Raw genomic sequence first — 16,999 nt, 5'->3', positions numbered from 1 at the left:
ATGACCCGCCCCATCGCTTTGGGGCGGGTCTTTTCCATCATAGCGTGAGGATCACTTCAGCGAAGCGACAGCTTCCATCGCGTCGCCACCATCGACGGTGGTCACACCGTCCAGCCAAGTGCTGAGCACGTCGGAGTTCGCTTTGATCCAAGCGGCGGCCGCCTCTTCCGGCTTTTCGCCGTCATCAAGGATCGCGCCCATGATCTCATTCTCCATCTCAAGCGTGAACTCGAGATTGTTCAGGAATTTACCAAGGTTCGGGCATTCCTCCACAAAACCGGCGCGGGTGTTGGTATAGACCGTCGCACCGCCCAGATCGGGGCCGAAGTAATCATCGCCGCCTTCCAGATAGGTCAGATCGAAGTTGGCGTTCATCGGGTGCGGTTCCCAGCCGAGGAAGACAACGGGCTCTTCTTTGCGGGTGGCGCGCTGCACCTGGGCCAGCATCCCCTGCTCGGAGGATTCAACGACCTCGAACTCGCCCAGCTCAAATGCATTCTCGTCGATCATCGACTGGATCAGACGGTTGCCGTCATTGCCGGGCTCGATGCCATAGATTTCACCTTCCAGCGCATCTGCGTTGGCGGCGATGTCGGCGAATGTCTTGATGCCCATGTCGGCGGCGGCTTTGTTCACAGCCAGCGTGTATTTCGCGCCTTCAAGGTTGGCGCGCACAGTGTCGACGCTGCCTTCTTCGCGGTATTTCGCGATGTCGCCTTCCATGGTGGGCATCCAGTTGCCCAGAAACACGTCGATGTCGCCCGATGCCATGGAGGTGTAGGTCACCGGCACGGCGAGGATCTTGGTCTCGGTATCATAGCCAAGCGCGTCCAGCACAACAGAGGCGGCGGCGGTTGTCGCTGTGATGTCGGTCCAGCCCACGTCGGAGAAGGTGACTTCGTTGCATTCAGCAGCGGCCAGCGAGGCCGCGGCGACCGTCGCCAGAGCGGATGTCATAAGCAGTTTTTTCATTGGTGTTCTCCCCAGAGAAGTTTTTATTGACTGATGCGCCAATCAAAAGCCATCGGCCGCGATATTGCAACCGGATTAATTTCGCCAACTTACTGGAGGGCAAAAAGCAATACTACTTGTTTCAAAACTCACCCCCGCGCGGCCTGTTTTGGGCGCAGAACGGGGGTGACATTTTGGTCCGCACCCGGTTCGGGTTCGGTGTCAACCTTCGGGGTCTCTTCGGCGGGGGCGGCGGGGGCGGCGGGCGTCTGAGCAGGCGCAGCCTCGGGCGTGGCGGGCGTTGACGGGGGCGCTTCGGATGTGTCAGCCCCTTGTGTTTCCTCAACGGTATCAGGGGCTTCGCCCTGCCCCTCTGCCGCTTCCATGCCAAATCCCGCGCGGATCGCGGCTTGGGTTCCCTCGCCGTAAAGCCCGTCGATCGCGCCGTCGTAAAACCCGAAATCCGAAAGTTTGCGTTGCAGGGCTTTGCGGGTCTCGCTGTCGAAGAGTTTGGGCTCATCCTGCATCAGCCCCAGCAGCGTGCCGTCCCCCGCCCGCAGCGCGCGATAGAGATAGAGCGCCGCATCCGCCGCCCCGCGACCGGGCACTTTGCCATCGTCGATCATCGCGGCAAAGTTGAACATCGCCGCCGGGTGTCGCCTATCGGCTGCGCGGCGGAAATAGTCCAACGCAAGATCGGGATCGGTTTCCTGCCCCAATTCGCCCTGCAGATGGATGAACCCCAGATCGTTCAACGCCCCGGCATGGCCCCGCTCGGCGGCGTCGCGATAAAGGGCCATGGCGCGGGCCTCATCCTGACCGACGCCGCGCCCTTCTTCGTAGAGCTGTGCAAGCTGATACCGCGCTTCGGCAGAGCCGGTCTCTACCGCCCGCATCAGTTGGGCCGCAGCGGTTTGCGGATCATAGCGCGGATCGTCGGGGTCGCTTTGCAGGGCGGCGAGACCAAGTTGGGATCGGGTGTCCCCTTGCCGCGCCAATTCGGCCAAGCGCTGGCTTTGCACAGGGTCCAAATCCCCCCATGTCTGCGGGGTCGCGTCCGCGCTGTCCGTCTCTGCGATGAAGGCTGGCGTGGGGGTCAGCCGCCCAAAGCGCCGGGCGGAGAGGCTGCCGCCGCTGCGGCTGCGCAGCGTGGCGCGAAATCCGTCCAGCATGGCGCCGACTTCGACATCCGGCTCTGTCAAAACCTCGGCCAATGTGGCCGCGAAAAGGCCCGCGTTTTCGCCACCCATGTCACAGGCGCCCACCTCACCGGAGGTGACGACCAGCGTGCCAAGGCGCGGCTCGGGCGGCGGCAGCGGGGCGGTCGACTGGCGCGGGGCGGCATGGCAGTTATCAAGCAAGACAAGCCGTATCTGCCGCGCCTTGCCCGCTGCACGCAGCAGCGCGGGCAGCGCCACCCCCTGTTGCCGCAGCGCCGAGGCCGGGGCTAAGGGCGCATCGACGGGGATCAGATAGCTCTGCCCGCCCGAGGCGACGCGGCGGCCCGCGTAGTAGATCAAGGCGATATCCGCCGTTTCCGCCTGAAAGGCAAAGTCAGAGAGTTCCCGCTTAAACGTGGCGCTATCCGTGTCGATCAGCGTGGTAACATCGAACCCCTGCCCCTCTAACGTCTGGGTCAGCAGCGCGGCATCGGCGCGCGGCCCGTCAAGCGGGGCTGCATCCTCATAGGCAGAGATGCCAATCACCATCGCCACACGGTCTTGGGCCGCCGCAGCGAGGGGCAGAAACAACATCAAGAGGATCGCGGTCAAACGCATAGGGCGGGCTCCTTTCGGTCAGCTTCGGTTGGGCGGCGCCGCCCATTAACCTATGCTGGCAGGAAAAGGTTTCCACCATCGTAACAGTTTGAAATGAATCCGACCCTTGCTGCCGTGGTTCAGGCGTTGGGCGACGTCTCTTCGATCTCGCGGTCTTCTTCCGGCACGTTGAGCGTGGCCCAGGTATCGCCATCCGGCAGTTCCGGCGGATGCGGCAGGCAATCGCGCCGGTGGATATTCGCCTTGGCCATGAAATTCGCCGAAACCGGAGCCGTGACAAAGATGAAGGCCATGATCAGCAGTTCATGCAGCGACCCCGTTCCGGTCAGAAACGAATTCACCATCGCCGCCAACAGATAGGCCCCGATCCCCAGCGTCGCGGCTTTGGTCGGCGCATGCAGGCGGGTCATCGGATCGTTCAGCTTGAGCAAGCCAATCCCGGCGACAAGCACGAAGAAACTGCCGATCACCAGCAGCACGATGATAAAATAGGTGGCGATGATGTCGGGGCTCATTCGATGATATCTCCGCGCAAGACGAACCGGGCATAGGCCACGGTTGAGACGAAACCCAGCATGGCAATGATCAGCGCTGCCTCGAAATAGATCTGCGTGCCCTGCAGGATGCCCAAAAGCACGATGATGCCGATGGCATTGATGAACATCGTGTCCAGCGCCAGAATGCGGTCCCCGGTGCCGGGGCCGATCCACAGCCGGATCATCGCCATGAATTGTGCGATGGCGACCAAGGTCAGGGCACCATAAAGCGCAAGGGTCAAAAGGTCGGTCGCTTGGGTCATACGAAAATCTCCTTCAAGCGGCGTTCGTAGCGGTCTTTGATCTCATCGCGCACGGCGTCGGGGTCGGTGGCGTCCAGCGCGTGCACCAGCAGGTAGCGTCCGTTGTCCGACAGATCCGCCGAAACGGTGCCGGGGGTCAGGGTGATGGTGCCCGCAAGGATCGTGATCGCTTCGGGTTCTTTCAGATCCAGCGGCACGACAACCCAGGCGGGCGACATGCTGGCGTTGGATTTGGTCAGGATGATCCACGCCACTTGGATATTGGCGATGATGATATCCCACAGGACCAAGATCACATAGGCGATCATGCGCAGCGGGCGAATGCCTTGGGGCCGGTCGGTCCACCAACGCGCGGTCAGCACCGGGATCACGATCCCGAGGATCAGACCAAAGACCAGCATGCCAGCGCTGAACTTGTTTTGCAGCAGGATCCACACAACGGTGAGCAACAGGGTCAGAAACGGGTGCGGCAAAAGCCAACGGATCGGTCGCATCATGTCAATGGGCCTCCTCTTTGCCGTCCGACAGCTTGCCGGGGGTCTCTAGCACGGTGCTCAGGTAACGCTCTGGCCCGAACAATTGGTTCGAGATCGCCGTGGCATATTGTGTGGCGGGGCCCGCCAACAGGGTATGTGCGACCAAAAGAGCCAGCAGGCCACCCACGGCCACATAGCTCAGCGCCGATGGCGGCTCGGCTGGGGTGGCCCCCTCTTGCAGTGCGACGCTGCGGGACTTCCAAAAGACCATGCTGCCCGCGCGGCCAAAGCCCACGAGGCTCAAAAGGCTCGCGCCCAAGATCACGGCCCAGATCCAGACCCAGTAATCACTCTCGGCAGCGGCATCCATAATCAGCAGTTTGCCCAGAAAGCCCGAAAGCGGCGGCACGCCGACCATGGCGATGGCCGCGACAAAGAATAGGGCCGAGGTCAGCTTGGCCCCCGCCACCTGCGGCTGCGCCGTCAGATCGAGGTTATCGCGCCCCGCCCGCGCCAGATCAGCGATCAGGAACAGCGCGCCCGCCGCCAGTGTCGAATGCACAATATAGTAAAGCGCCGCCGCAATCCCCTCGGGGGTAAACAGCGCGATTGAGATCATCACCATGCCCATGGAACCGATCACCGAAAAGGCCACCAGTCGGTCCAACTGCTTGGCCGCCAGCACGCCGATCATGCCAAGCGCCAGCGACAGCAGCGCGGCAGGCAGCAGCCATGTTGAGTGCAGGTCAGCCGTGGCGGCAAGGTTAGGCGGGAAGATCAGCGTATAGACGCGGATGATCGCATAGGCGCCGACTTTGGTCATGATGGCAAAAAGCGCCGCCACAGGGCCGGGTGCTTCGGCATAGCTCGACGGCAGCCAGAAGTGCAGCGGCACCACGGCCGCTTTGACTGCAAAGACCATCAAGAGCAGCACCGCCGCGATGCGGATGCCCACGGTCGCGCCGGCATCAATCAGCGCCACACGCTGCGCCAGATCGGCCATGTTGAGCGTCCCCGTCTCGGCATAGATGGCCCCAAGCGCAAAAAGGAACAACGTCGAGCCCAGCAGGTTATAAAGCACATATTGCACCCCCGCCCGCAGGCGCGGCGTGCCCCCGGCGTGGATCATCAATCCGTAGGAGGCGATCAGCAGCACTTCGAAAAAGACGAAAAGGTTGAAGAGGTCGCCCGTCAGGAACGCCCCCATGATCCCCATCAACTGGAACTGGAACAGCGCGTGAAAATGCCGTCCGCGTTCGTCCCATTTCGAGCCGATCACGTAAAGCAGCACGAAGAGCGCCAGCACCGCCGTCAGCGTCACCATCAGCGTCGACAGGCGGTCGCCGACCAGCACGATCCCAAAGGGCGCGGCCCAATCGCTGAGACGGTAGAGCATGACATCGCCGCCCGACGCCTCGACCGACAGGCCAAGCCCCACGGCGACCAACGCCAGCGCCCCGAACAGCGACAGCACCCGCTGGATGGTGATGTGATAGCGTGCGGCCAGAATGATGAAGGGCGCAATAAATGCGGGCAGCACGATGGGCAGGATCAGCCAATGGGTCATGTGCGGTCCTCCGCCTTGGTATCGGTCAGCGGGTCGTCGACATGGTCGTCATTGTTGCCCAGATAGGCCCCGAGGGCGATCATCACCACCACGGCGGTCATGCCGAATGAAATCACGATGGCGGTCAGCACCAGCGCTTGGGGCAGCGGATCGGTATAGCGCGCGGCATCCGTGAGGATCGGCGGCGCGCCCACGGTCAAACGGCCCGAGGCAAAGAGAAAGACGTTCACCGCATAGGTCAGCAGCGATGTGCCCATGATGACGGGAAAGCTCCGCAAGCGCAGCACAAGATAGAGGCCTGAGGCCGTCAGAATGCCGATGGCGGATGCGACGAGAAGTTCCATGTTTATGCCTCCGCCTTGGTGGTGTCTTCGCGCGATGGGTCGATGTCCATCGGATGATCGGCCTCAGGCACATGCGCCCGGCGGGCCAGCCGCGAGAAGCTTTCGAGCGACAGCATCACCGCCCCGACAACGGCAAGGAACACGCCAAGATCAAAGAGCGCGGCAGTCGCCAGTTCAAACTTGTCGAAAGGCGGGATGCGCACATAGGTGAAATCCGACGTCAGGAAAGGTTTGGCAAAGAGCCACGACCCGATCCCCGTCAGCCCCGCGATCAAGACGCCGGTGCCGATGATCCCGTGATAGGGATAGCGCAGCCGCGCCGAAGCCCAGGCAAAACCACTGGCCATATACTGCATCACCACGGCGATGGAGACGATCAGACCGGCGATGAACCCGCCGCCTGGCTCGTTATGGCCGCGCAGGAAGATATAGAAACCAACCATCAGCACGACGGGCATGATGACGCGGGTCATCACCACCATCATCATCGGGTGCCGGTCCCCTGCCCGCGGCTGGTCGGGTTTACGGTTCAGCAGGCGCGCGCGCACCGGGCCCGAGAGCAGCGTCTCGGTCAGGGCGTAGATCAGCAGTGCCGCGATGCCCAGAACGATGATCTCACCATAGGTGTCAAAGCCCCGGAAATCGACGAGGATCACGTTGACCACATTGGTGCCGCCGCCACCTTTGTAGGAGTTGGCAAGGTGGAATTCGGAAATGCTCGGTGCGACGGTGTCGCGCAGGAGGTAGTGATAGGACAGCGCCATCGTCGCCGCCCCCGCCGCGAGGGAGACCACAACGTCGCGCGTCCGACGCAGCACGCTGCTTTCAATCGGTGTGCGGTTGGGCAGGAAGTTCAGCGCCAGCAGCAACAAGATGATCGTCACCACTTCAACCGTCAGCTGGGTCATCGCCAAGTCGGGCGCGCTGAAGAAGACGAAACCAGCCGAGACGATCAGCCCGACGATGCCGATCAAGATCAGCGACAACAGGCGGTTGCGGTGCAAGAACACCAGGCCGCAGGCCGCCGCCACCAGCATCAGCCAGCCGGCGATCTGCACTGCGTTTGTCGGCTGCAACGCACGGGTCGCAGCCCCGACGGTGCCGGTGGCCCAAGCGTAATAGCCCACCACAACCACGGTCACCGCCATAATCGCGGCATAGCGCGAGAAGGCACCGCTGTGCAGCCGCAGCGAAATCGCCTGCGACAGGCCGACAAAGGCCGCGATGACACGGTCAAAGATCGACTTGGCTTCGGGCCGTGGCGTGGCATCCCAAAGACGCAGAAGCGGGGTGAAGAGCGCCAGCAGGATCAGACCACCAACAACCGCGATGATCGACATGTAAAGCGCCGGGCCCAACCCATGCCAAATCTTGAAATGCGCCGAGGGCATCTCGGCCGCGCCGCCAAGGACCGACGCGGTCACCAGTTTGACGAAAGGCTCGGCGAGGAAAGGTGCAAGACCGATCACCACCACGGGGATGATCAACAGCGCAGGCGGCAGCCAGAGGCCGGGCTTGGGGTCATGCGGATGGTCGGGATAGTCGTCACGCTCTTTGCCAAGAAAGGTATGGCCGATCAGACGGAAACTATAGGCGGCAGAGAAGAGCGCACCAAAGGTCGCAAGCCCCGGCACCAGCCACGGCATGTCAAAGAGCGTTGTGTGCAGGGTCTCTTCCAGCATCATCTCTTTCGACAGGAAGCCGTTGAGCAGCGGGATCCCCGCCATCGACAGCGCCGCCAGGGTGGCGATGACAAAGGTCACCGGCATCAGATGCCGCAGCCCACCCAAGCGGCGGATGTCACGGGTATGCACCGCGTGATCCACGATCCCCGCCGACATGAAGAGGGCGGCCTTGAAGGTCGCGTGGTTCAGGATATGAAACACCGCCGCCATCGCCCCAAAGGCCGTGCCGGTGCCCAAAAGCATGGTGATCAGGCCAAGGTGGCTGACGGTTGAGAAGGCCAACAGCGCCTTTAGGTCATGTTTAAACAGCGCAATCACCGCGCCCAGCACCATGGTGATCAGCCCCGCCGTGGTGACGATGACGAACCATTCAGGAGTGCCCGACAGCACCGGCCACATCCGCGCCATCAAGAAAATCCCCGCCTTAACCATCGTGGCAGAGTGCAGATAGGCCGAGACCGGCGTTGGTGCCGCCATGGCGTGGGGCAACCAGAAGTGGAACGGGAACTGCGCGGATTTGGTGAAACAGCCCAGCAGGATCAGGATCAGCGCGGGCAGATAGAGCGGCGAGGCTTGGATCATCTCGCGGTTGTCGAGGATCACGCTCAGGTCATAGCTGCCGACGATTTGCCCCAGCAGCAACATGCCACCGATCATCGCCAGCCCGCCCATGCCGGTCACGGTCAGCGCCATCCGCGCGCCTTGGCGGCCTTCGGGCAGATGTTTCCAATAGCCGATCAGCAGGAAGGACGACAGCGAGGTCAACTCCCAGAAGATAAGAAGGATCAGTACGTTATCGCTGAGAACGATACCCACCATCGCGCCTTGGAACAGCAGCAGATAGGTGAAAAACTCACCCATATGGTCATCACGTGACAGGTAAGACCGCGCATAGGCGATGATCAACAGACCGATGCCAAGGATCAGACAGGCAAAGAAAAAGCCGAGGCTGTCGAGCATCAAGGTCAGGTTCAGGCCAAGCTGCGGGATCCAGTCAACCCGCGCGGTGACCAATTCGCCCACCAGCACGGCAGGCAGATGCGTCAGCAAGCCCACCAGCGCCACGAGGGTCACCATAAAGGTCACCCCGCCGCAGGCTTGGCGCCCTGCGGAATTCATCAGTCCGGGTAACAATGCGCCCAAGAAGGGCAAGGCAACGATAAGGAAGAGGGACACGCGAACTCCTGATCTGGCGGACTGAAAGGTCACCACGTTCTGTAGAAATTTTCCCGGCACCTCAAGCGAAACCGGGCATTAAACGCCAGATTGTCGCAGGTTACACCGCAGTCCTGCCCCGTGGGATGGCGTTACCGCCGCCCCTATGCCCGCTAGAATGGCCCTCGGGCGCCCCTACCCCGGTTGAAACAAGTCCCGGTAGGTTTCGCGCAGCACGTTCTTTTGCACCTTGCCCATCGTGTTGCGCGGCAATTCCGGCAGGACGATCAGCTTGGCGGGCCGTTTGAACTTGGCCAGCGATCCGGACACATCCCCGGCGATCTGCGCAAGGTCCAACTCCGCGCCCCGGCGCGCCACCAACACCGCCACCACGCTTTCCCCGAAATCGGGATGCGGCACACCGAACACCGCGCTTTCCAGCACGCCCGGTTGGTCGTCGAGCAGCAGTTCGACCTCCTTGGGGTAGATATTATAGCCGCCCGAGATGATCAGGTCTTTGTCGCGGCCCACAATGGTCACATAGCCATCCGCATCGCGCCGCCCCAGATCGCCGGTGATGAAGAAGCCATCTTCGCGCAGTTCGGCGGCGGTTTTCTCAGGCATCTGCCAATAGCCCTTAAAGACATTCGGCCCACGTACTTCGATGCTGCCGATCTCTCCGTCCGGCAGGGTCGCGCCGGTCTTAGGGTCGGTGATTTTCAACTCCACATCCGGCAGCGGCAGGCCCACGGTGCCCGCGCGGCGCTCGCCCTCATAGGGGTTCGAGGTGTTCATATTGGTCTCGGTCATGCCGTAACGCTCTAGGATACGGTGGCCGGTGCGTTCCTCAAAATCGACATGGGTTTCGGCCAAAAGCGGTGCCGAGCCAGAGATGAACAGCCGCATGTTCGCCGTCGTCTCACGGGTGAAAATCGCGTCATCCAAAAGCCGGGTGTAGAAGGTCGGCACGCCCATCATCGCGGTGGCGTGGGGCATCCGTTCTATCAGCCGGTCAATGTCGAGCTTGGACAGGAAGATCATCGCGCCCCCCGCCACCAGCGTCACATTGGTCGCTACGAACAGCCCGTGCGTGTGAAAGATCGGCAGCGCGTGCAGCAGCACGTCCGCGTTGGTGAAACGCCACAGATCGGCCAGCGTCTGCGCGTTCGACAAAAGGTTGGCCTGCGTCAGCATTGCCCCCTTCGAGCGCCCCGTGGTGCCGGAGGTATAAAGGAAGGCCGCGAGATCATCCGCCGCCCGCGCGACGGTTTCGAAGCTGTCGGAAGCCGAGGTGGCGCGATCCGCAAAGCTGCCATCGTTCTCCGTACCTAGCGTCTCAAGCTGGCACCCTGTATCCTTGGCCAGCGGTGCCATTTCATCGCGGCGCGCGGGCTGGCAGACAAAGGCCGCGGCGCCGCTGTCGGTCACGAAATAGCGCACCTCATCCGCGGTATAGGCGGTGTTGAGCGGCAAAAAGATCACCCCCGTCTGAACGCAGGCGGCATAAAGCGCCAGCGCATCGGCGGATTTATCGACCTGTACCGCCAGCCGGTCGCCGGGTTTCACCCCCAACTCGGTCAGCACATGGGCAAAACGGGCGGCCCGGCCCAGAAATCCCGCATGGGTCAGCGTCACCCCGCCTTCGAGATGAAGAAAGGCTGTCGTTTTGCCAGCGTGACGGCCAAACAGAGTGTCATAAAGGGGGTTTGCCATCACAGTGCTCCTCGCGTGTTGTTCTTGGGAAAGCCGACTGCCTCCTTGCGGGATTACAACCGCATTACGCCGGGTAATGCAAGCCGACCGAGGGCCGCGCGCGGCGGGAGGGTCGGCAAATGTCGAATTAAGGCAATAGCTTGCGGGGCGACGCTGTGGCGCGCCGCCCCAAGGTTCAGCGACCCATCAAACCGGGCAACCACGTGCCGATACCCGGCAGCCAGACGACCAGCGCCAGCACAAAGATCTTGATCAACAAGAAGGGCATGACCGAGGCATAGATCTGCGGCATGCGTATCTCCACAGGTGCGACCCCGCGCATGACAAACAGCAGCAGCCCGAAGGGCGGTGTCAGCAGGCCGATCTCCATCGTCAGCAGGTAGACCACGCCAAGGGTCAGCTCGTTGATCTCCATCGCCCCCGCCAGAGGCACGAAAACCGGCACGGTGACCATCAGCATTGAGACCTGATCGATGAAACACCCCAGAAACAGCAGGATCGCGATCATCCCCAAGAGCACCATCAGCGGCGTCGGATCGACCGCGTTAATTGCGTTGATCAGCCCATTGGTCGTGCCTGAAAAGGACAGCACCTGCGCAAAGGTCTGGCTGGCCGCAATGATGAACAGGATCATCACCGACAGCTTCAGCGTCTCCATCAGCGCGCGGCCCATCTTCTCCCAACTCAGGGCGCGGTAGGCGGCCCCGATGATCACGGCGGTGATGCTGCCAAGGGCGGCACTTTCCGTGGGCGTTGCGATCCCCGCCAGCAGCGAGCCGATCACCACCGCGAAAAGCACCGACAGCGGCAGCACATAGATCACAAAGGGCGTCCAACGGTCGCGCAGCGGCATTTCTTCGTAGACATCGGGCGGCGCGACTTTCGGGTCCAAAAGGCTCCGCCCCACCACATAGGCCACAAAAAGCACCGCCAGCAGCAGCGCGGGCAAAACCCCCGCAATCAGCAGCCCGGCGATGGAGATGCCCGCGAGCGAGCCCACCAGAACCGCCAATGCCGAGGGCGGGATCAGCATCGCAATCGCGCCCGAGGCCATGATCGGCCCCATCGCCATCGAGGGGTGATAGCCGCGTTTCAGCATCCCCGGCAGCAGCGTGCCGCCCAGCATCGCGGTATTGGCGATGGTCGAGCCGGAAAGGGCTGCAAAAATCGTGCCGCCAAAGATCGTCACGACCGACATGCGGCCCGGGATGCGCGTCACCACCCGCTCAATCGCGTCAATGGCGCGGTGCGCGACTCCGGTCTGAAACAGGATCTCTCCCATCAAGATAAACAGCGGTATCGGCGCGAGCTGAAAATTCGCGACCGACTGCGCCGAGTTGCGCGCCAGTTGCAGGATGCCGCGGTCTCCGCCCAATACGAAATAGGCCCCCACGGTGGTCACGGCGATAAAGGCGAATGCTACAGGCAGACCGATCAACAGCAAAACCGCCAATCCGCCCAGCATCATGGTCAGTGTCAGGCCCCAATCCATGTCAAAGACCACTCAAACTACGCTCGGCCGTTTCCGGATAGAGCAGACGACGGATAAAGATGATCGTGCAAAGCGCCAGCGACAGCGGCACAAAGGCCAGCATCCACCACTCTGGAATCACGAAAGACGTGCGGATCATCGACCCGCGCGCAGCAGAGGCCAGCACAGCTTGCAGCCCGTACCAGCCCAGCACCCCTGCCGTCACCGCGCCAATGGCGCTGGTCAGGCGGGTCAAAGCATGGGCGGTGCCCTGCGATAGGTTGCTGGTGATCAGATCAACCTTCACATGCCCGCCGATCGACAGCACCCAAGGCGCGCCAAGGAAGGTGGCAATCATCAACGCATATTGGATGGCATCCAAGGCGCCATAGACCACCGGCAAGCCGAGATTGCGCAGCACCACGTTGATCGCGATAAACACCGCGATCACCCCGAGGATACCGGCCGAGAAAACGGCCAGCCCCCGGAGTGTCCGGTCAAACAATGTTGAGATCATCGGGCGATCACTTGGTCATGCAGGCGCGCATCTGCTGCGCAAGGTCGGCATCGACCTCTTCAACCGCCGCCCAACCAGCATCGCGCGCGGCATTGGTCCAGGTTTCGGCATCCGCATTGCTGAAGGTAATCGTCTCGATCCCCGCTTCCGCCTGCGCGGCGTATTCCGTCGCGTTGCGGTCGGCGTTGTCGTTGTTAAGCTCTTCCATCCAAGCCGCGCCCTCTTCGAGTTTGGCGCGTTGTTCGTCGGTCAGGCCATTCCACGTGTCGAGGTTCACCAGCAGGTTCACGTCGACGTTGTAAAAGCTCGGGTCGACCCGGTATTTCGTCTGCTCGTCCCAACCGAGATCCAGCACCCCTTGGCTCGGCCAGCCATAGCCATCGATCGCGCCACGCTCCAACGCGCTATAGACTTCGCCCGGCGCGGTGCGCACCAGATTGGCGCCCAGTTGCGTGAACATCGCCTGATAGACCGGAGTCGTGCGGATGGTCAGACCGCTGAGGTCCGGCCCCTCGACCGGTTTGGTCAGATAGAGGTGGTAGCCGATCCCGTCGCCGCCGTGGCCGAGGTATTTTACGTTCATCTGCTCTTGGTGGATGCGGTCGACCAACTCATAGCAACCGTTCTCGCGCTGCTCTTGAATGGTGTTTTCCGCCAGATGCAGCGCATCGCCCGTGGGCAGCAGGTTGGGGTAATAGGCCGTGGTGTTGTTGGCGATATCGACAACGCCGGATTGCACCGCATTGCCCAATTCAAAGGGCGGCACGGCTTCCGGCCCGCCAACCATATTGATCTGCACGACCCCCTTGCCGTTCTCGTTGATCCATTCGACAAAGGATTCGAACTCGCGGCTAAAGGCGGTGCCAAGGGTAAAGGCCGACACGGCGCGCAGCGTGACTTCGTCGGCGCTGGCGGTGCTGGTGGTGGCAAGGGTGCTGACGGCAAAGAGCGCCGCGCTGAGCGTGGTTGTTGTTTTCATGATCGTCTCCCAGTTGTGATCAAAAGCCCGCGATCTTTGCCCCGGTGCTCTCGCATGCATATGCATAATATGTATCTGCATGTAATTCGTAGCGACAAGATTTCGCCACGTCAATTTAAACTCTCACCCCTTGCCCGCGCCGTCGCACAGGCGGTCCCCTGCGCAGATTGTCGCGGCATTAAGATAGTTTAATGACACCCCCGCCATGAGAACATATATAGAACACATGGCAAAGCAGACACTCGATCAAAAACTGGCGATTCTCAGCGACGCGGCGAAATACGACGCCTCCTGCGCCTCCTCCGGCTCGACCAAACGCGACTCGCGCGATGGCAAGGGGCTGGGCTCCAACGAAGGCAGCGGCATCTGCCACGCATACGCCCCCGACGGGCGGTGCATCAGTCTGCTCAAGATCCTGATGACCAATTTCTGCATCTACGATTGTAGCTATTGCATCAACCGCGTGTCCTCGAATGTCGACCGGGCGCGGTTCAGCGTGGATGAGGTGGTGAAGCTCACCATCGAGTTCTACCGCCGCAACTATATAGAAGGGTTGTTTTTGTCCTCGGGCGTGATCCGCTCACCGGATGCCACCATGTCGGACATGGTGCAGATCGCCCGCAAGCTGCGGCACGAAGAGAACTTTCGCGGGTATATCCATCTGAAGACGATCCCCGATGCTTCGCCCGAGTTGATCGAGGAAGCCGGGCGTCTGGCCGACCGCTTGTCGATCAATGTCGAACTGCCCACCGATACGGCGGTGCAGCAATATGCGCCCGAGAAAAAGCCCGAGCAGATCCGCCGCGCCATGGCGAATGTGCGGATGGTCAAGGACGCCAGCAAAGAGAAATCCTTCACCGGCAAGCGCCCGCCGCGCTTTGCCCCGGCTGGCCAGTCCACTCAGATGATCATCGGCGCGGATGGGTCGAACGACGCCACGGTGCTGGGCCAATCGAGGCGGCTTTACTCCAGCTACAAGCTGAAGCGCGTTTACTATTCCGCCTTCTCGCCGATCCCCGACAGCTCCGCCAAACTGCCGCTGATCCGCCCGCCCCTGCAACGCGAGCATCGGCTTTATCAGGCCGACTGGCTGCTGCGCTTCTATGATTTCCAACTGGACGAGATCACCTCCGTCACCCGCGACGGCAATCTCGACCTTGAGGTCGATCCCAAACTCGCATGGGCGCTGGTGCACCGCGAACACTTCCCGCTCGACGTCAACCGCGCCAGCCGCGAGATGCTGCTGCGGGTGCCGGGGTTTGGCGTGAAAACGGTGACCCGCATCCTCGCCGCCCGACGCCATCGGTCCCTGCGCTACGAAGACCTGACCCGCATGGGCGCGTCGATGAAAAAGGCCCGCGCCTTTGTCACCGCAGGCGGCTGGACGCCCGGTGGGTTGACCGACAGCGCCGACCTGCGCGCGCGGTTTGCGCCACCGCCTGAGCAGTTGACCCTGTTCTGATGCACCGCGTTTCCCTGCCCCCCATCGGCACCGCGAAAGCGTGGCGCGAGGCCGCGCGCGGGTTTCTTGCTGCTGGCGTGCCGCCCGAGCAAATCCTCTGGGGGGATCACGCCGCGGCTCCTGATCTGTTCGGCGGGGAAAGCCAGCCCCTCTCAGGCGGGAAGGTCTCGGTCCCACGCAGCTTTATCTCTATGGCCGAAACAGCCGTCTGGCACAGCGACCCTGAGCGTTTTGCCCGGCTCTATGCTTTTTTGTGGCGGGTGAAAGACGCGCCGCATTTGATGGCGGACCGGGGCGATGCCGACCTAGCGGTGCTGCGGCAGATGGAAAAAAACGTGCGCCGCTGCCAGCACAAGATGAAAGCCTTCGTCCGCTTCCGTGAAATCGGCGCGCCCGATGCCCCGCGCCGCAGTTTCGCGGCATGGTTTGAGCCCACGCATCACACGGTGGAGCCGACAGCGGATTTCTTTGTCCGGCGGTTTTCGGACATGGACTGGCGCATCCTGACGCCCGATGTCTCGGCGATCTTCGAGAATGGCACGCTGAGTTTTCAAGAAGGCCACAGCAAGCCCGACCTGCCCGAAGACGCGGGCGAGCAGCTTTGGATCACCTATTTCCAGAACATCTTTAACCCCGCCCGCCTGATGGTGAAGGCGATGCAATCCGAGATGCCCAAGAAATACTGGAAGAACATGCCCGAAGCCGCGTTCATCCCGCAGATGATTGCCGAAGCCCCCGCCCGCGCCCGCGCCATGGCCGAAGCCGCGCCGACCCTGCCGCCGGTGCGCATGAACCGGGTGCAAGCGCAGCTTTCGGCCTTCGATTCCGCATGGGATGGCCCGATGGAGGAACTGCCCACCGCCATCCGCGCCTGCACCCGCTGCCCGCTGCATTGCCACGCCACCCAAGCCGTGCCGGGCGAAGGGCCGCGCGAGGCCGATCTGATGGTGGTCGGCGAGCAGCCGGGCGATCAGGAGGATCTTGCGGGTCGTCCCTTTATCGGTCCCGCTGGACAGATGTTCGACCGTATCGCCGGGGAGGCTGGGCTGGATCGCGAGGCGGCCTTTGTTACCAATGCGGTCAAACACTTCAAATTCACCGCCCGTGGCAAACGCCGCATTCACCAGCGACCTGATACGCCCGAGATTGACCAGTGCCGCTGGTGGATGAACGCCGAAGTGGCGCAAGTGCAGCCCAAGCTGATCCTTGCCATGGGCGCCACGGCGGCGCAAAGCCTTTCCGGCAAGGGCGCGGGCATCCTGAAACGGCGCGGCACGATCGAGGCGGGGCCAGAAGGCATCCCTGTGTTGATCACCCTGCATCCCTCCTACCTGTTGCGCGTGCCGGATCCGGCGTTGCGCGAAGAGGCTACGGCGCAGTTCCGCTCCGATCTCGCCATGGCCGCGCGAATGATGGCCGAGGCGGCTTAATCCTCGGGGTCGATGACCTGTAGCGTGCCGTCCGGCAAGGGGCGTTGCAGGCTGGGCAGCTCGGCCGTTTCAACCGTAAGCCAGCGCTGCACGTCGTCGGGGTTGGTCAGGATCACCGGCATCGCCTTGGGGTGCACGGCCCCGACCTCGGCATTGGCTTCGGTGGTCAGAAAGCCATAGAGGGTATCAGTGGTCTCGCCGTCCTTCAGTTTGCGCACGCTCGTCCATTCGGTCCAAACGCCCGCAAAAAAGGCCAGCGGACGGTCCTCGCCAAGCGCGAACCAAATGGGGCGCGAGCGCTCTCCGGGGCGGTTCAGCGGTTCGGAAAAGGCGGTGAAGGGCACCACGCAGCGATGCTCGGCCCCCAGCCAGCGCCGCCAATGCGGCGAGGCGATGTTGCGGATGTTGGTCACGCCGCGGTCGGTCTTCTTGCCTTTGAGCGCGAAGGCCGGAGAGGGCATCCCCCACCGCATCATCTCCAGCACCGGACCGCCATCGCCGTGGCGCACCACCGGGGCGGCATAGTCGGGGTAGATACCGGGCATCGGCGGCAGGTTGCCTGTTTGGTCGTCGGCCCCATCGAACCAGCCGCGGATCGCCGCTTGCCCCTTGGTCAGGGAATAGAGATTGCACATCGGTTGGCCCCCTTACCGTCGTCTTGGCCCATTAAAT

15 protein-coding genes are annotated in these 16,999 nt (G+C 62.2%); 2 read left to right on the top strand and 13 right to left on the bottom strand.

The genetic code is table 11. The annotated features are described in order from the left end of the window. Nucleotides 1-51: 51 nt before the first annotated feature. From J3456_RS09415 to dctP, 12 genes are all read right to left on the bottom strand, one after another. Nucleotides 52-972: a choline ABC transporter substrate-binding protein gene (locus J3456_RS09415; protein WP_349579960.1), complete on the bottom strand. Its 921-nt coding sequence runs from the start codon at nucleotides 970-972 to the stop codon at nucleotides 52-54. Between the two features lie 128 nt (nucleotides 973-1,100). Next, the gene (locus tag J3456_RS09410) at nucleotides 1,101-2,729 is read right to left on the bottom strand and encodes a caspase family protein (protein ID WP_349579958.1); all 1,629 of its coding nucleotides are present in this window, start codon (nucleotides 2,727-2,729) and stop codon (nucleotides 1,101-1,103) included. A gap of 119 nt (nucleotides 2,730-2,848) precedes the next feature. Next, nucleotides 2,849-3,244, bottom strand: coding sequence for a monovalent cation/H(+) antiporter subunit G (gene mnhG, locus J3456_RS09405; protein WP_349579956.1), 396 nt, complete (start codon nucleotides 3,242-3,244; stop codon nucleotides 2,849-2,851). Then, nucleotides 3,241-3,528, bottom strand: a complete 288-nt coding sequence (locus tag J3456_RS09400; RefSeq protein WP_067630872.1) for a K+/H+ antiporter subunit F — start codon at nucleotides 3,526-3,528, stop codon at nucleotides 3,241-3,243. The genes mnhG and J3456_RS09400 overlap by 4 nt, the downstream gene beginning before the upstream one ends. Continuing rightward, the gene (locus J3456_RS09395) at nucleotides 3,525-4,025 is read right to left on the bottom strand and encodes a Na+/H+ antiporter subunit E (protein WP_067630869.1); all 501 of its coding nucleotides are present in this window, start codon (nucleotides 4,023-4,025) and stop codon (nucleotides 3,525-3,527) included. The genes J3456_RS09400 and J3456_RS09395 overlap by 4 nt, the downstream gene beginning before the upstream one ends. A 1-nt stretch (nucleotide 4,026) precedes the next feature. Then, the gene (locus tag J3456_RS09390) at nucleotides 4,027-5,571 is read right to left on the bottom strand and encodes a monovalent cation/H+ antiporter subunit D (protein ID WP_349579954.1); all 1,545 of its coding nucleotides are present in this window, start codon (nucleotides 5,569-5,571) and stop codon (nucleotides 4,027-4,029) included. After that, nucleotides 5,568-5,915, bottom strand: coding sequence for a Na+/H+ antiporter subunit C (locus J3456_RS09385; RefSeq protein ID WP_120350813.1), 348 nt, complete (start codon nucleotides 5,913-5,915; stop codon nucleotides 5,568-5,570). Before J3456_RS09385 ends, J3456_RS09390 begins: the two co-directional genes overlap by 4 nt. A 2-nt stretch (nucleotides 5,916-5,917) precedes the next feature. Continuing rightward, nucleotides 5,918-8,776: a monovalent cation/H+ antiporter subunit A gene (locus J3456_RS09380; RefSeq protein WP_349579952.1), complete on the bottom strand. Its 2,859-nt coding sequence runs from the start codon at nucleotides 8,774-8,776 to the stop codon at nucleotides 5,918-5,920. A 174-nt stretch (nucleotides 8,777-8,950) separates the two neighbouring features. Further along, nucleotides 8,951-10,468 (bottom strand): malonate--CoA ligase, encoded by a 1,518-nt coding sequence (locus J3456_RS09375; RefSeq protein ID WP_349579950.1) that lies wholly within the window; start codon nucleotides 10,466-10,468, stop codon nucleotides 8,951-8,953. Nucleotides 10,469-10,643: 175 nt separating this feature from the next. Next, nucleotides 10,644-11,960 carry a TRAP transporter large permease gene (locus tag J3456_RS09370; protein ID WP_349579949.1) on the bottom strand — a complete coding sequence of 439 codons (1,317 nt, stop codon included), beginning with the start codon at nucleotides 11,958-11,960 and terminating at the stop codon, nucleotides 10,644-10,646. A 1-nt stretch (nucleotide 11,961) separates the two neighbouring features. Next, complete coding sequence (locus J3456_RS09365) at nucleotides 11,962-12,456, bottom strand: TRAP transporter small permease (RefSeq protein ID WP_349579947.1); 495 nt, start codon at nucleotides 12,454-12,456, stop codon at nucleotides 11,962-11,964. Between the two features lie 7 nt (nucleotides 12,457-12,463). After that, the gene (gene dctP, locus J3456_RS09360) at nucleotides 12,464-13,435 is read right to left on the bottom strand and encodes a TRAP transporter substrate-binding protein DctP (RefSeq protein ID WP_349579944.1); all 972 of its coding nucleotides are present in this window, start codon (nucleotides 13,433-13,435) and stop codon (nucleotides 12,464-12,466) included. Between the two features lie 226 nt (nucleotides 13,436-13,661). Between dctP and J3456_RS09355 the strand changes: the two genes are divergently transcribed. Together J3456_RS09355 and J3456_RS09350 are read left to right on the top strand one after the other, a co-directional pair. Then, a complete protein-coding gene (locus J3456_RS09355; RefSeq protein WP_349579943.1) occupies nucleotides 13,662-14,897 on the top strand; it encodes a putative DNA modification/repair radical SAM protein in 1,236 nt (411 codons plus the stop codon). Further along, nucleotides 14,897-16,327, top strand: coding sequence for a UdgX family uracil-DNA binding protein (locus J3456_RS09350; protein ID WP_349579942.1), 1,431 nt, complete (start codon nucleotides 14,897-14,899; stop codon nucleotides 16,325-16,327). Before J3456_RS09355 ends, J3456_RS09350 begins: the two co-directional genes overlap by 1 nt. Here J3456_RS09350 and J3456_RS09345 read toward each other — a convergent pair. Beyond that, complete coding sequence (locus tag J3456_RS09345) at nucleotides 16,324-16,962, bottom strand: SOS response-associated peptidase (protein ID WP_349579941.1); 639 nt, start codon at nucleotides 16,960-16,962, stop codon at nucleotides 16,324-16,326. The two genes, J3456_RS09350 and J3456_RS09345, sit on opposite strands and share 4 nt — an antisense overlap. Between the last annotated feature and the right edge of the window lie 37 nt (nucleotides 16,963-16,999).

This window comes from Sulfitobacter sp. NFXS29 (assembly GCF_040148765.1).
GTDB lineage: Bacteria > Pseudomonadota > Alphaproteobacteria > Rhodobacterales > Rhodobacteraceae > Sulfitobacter.
This window is presented reverse-complemented; position numbering and strand designations above follow the sequence as displayed.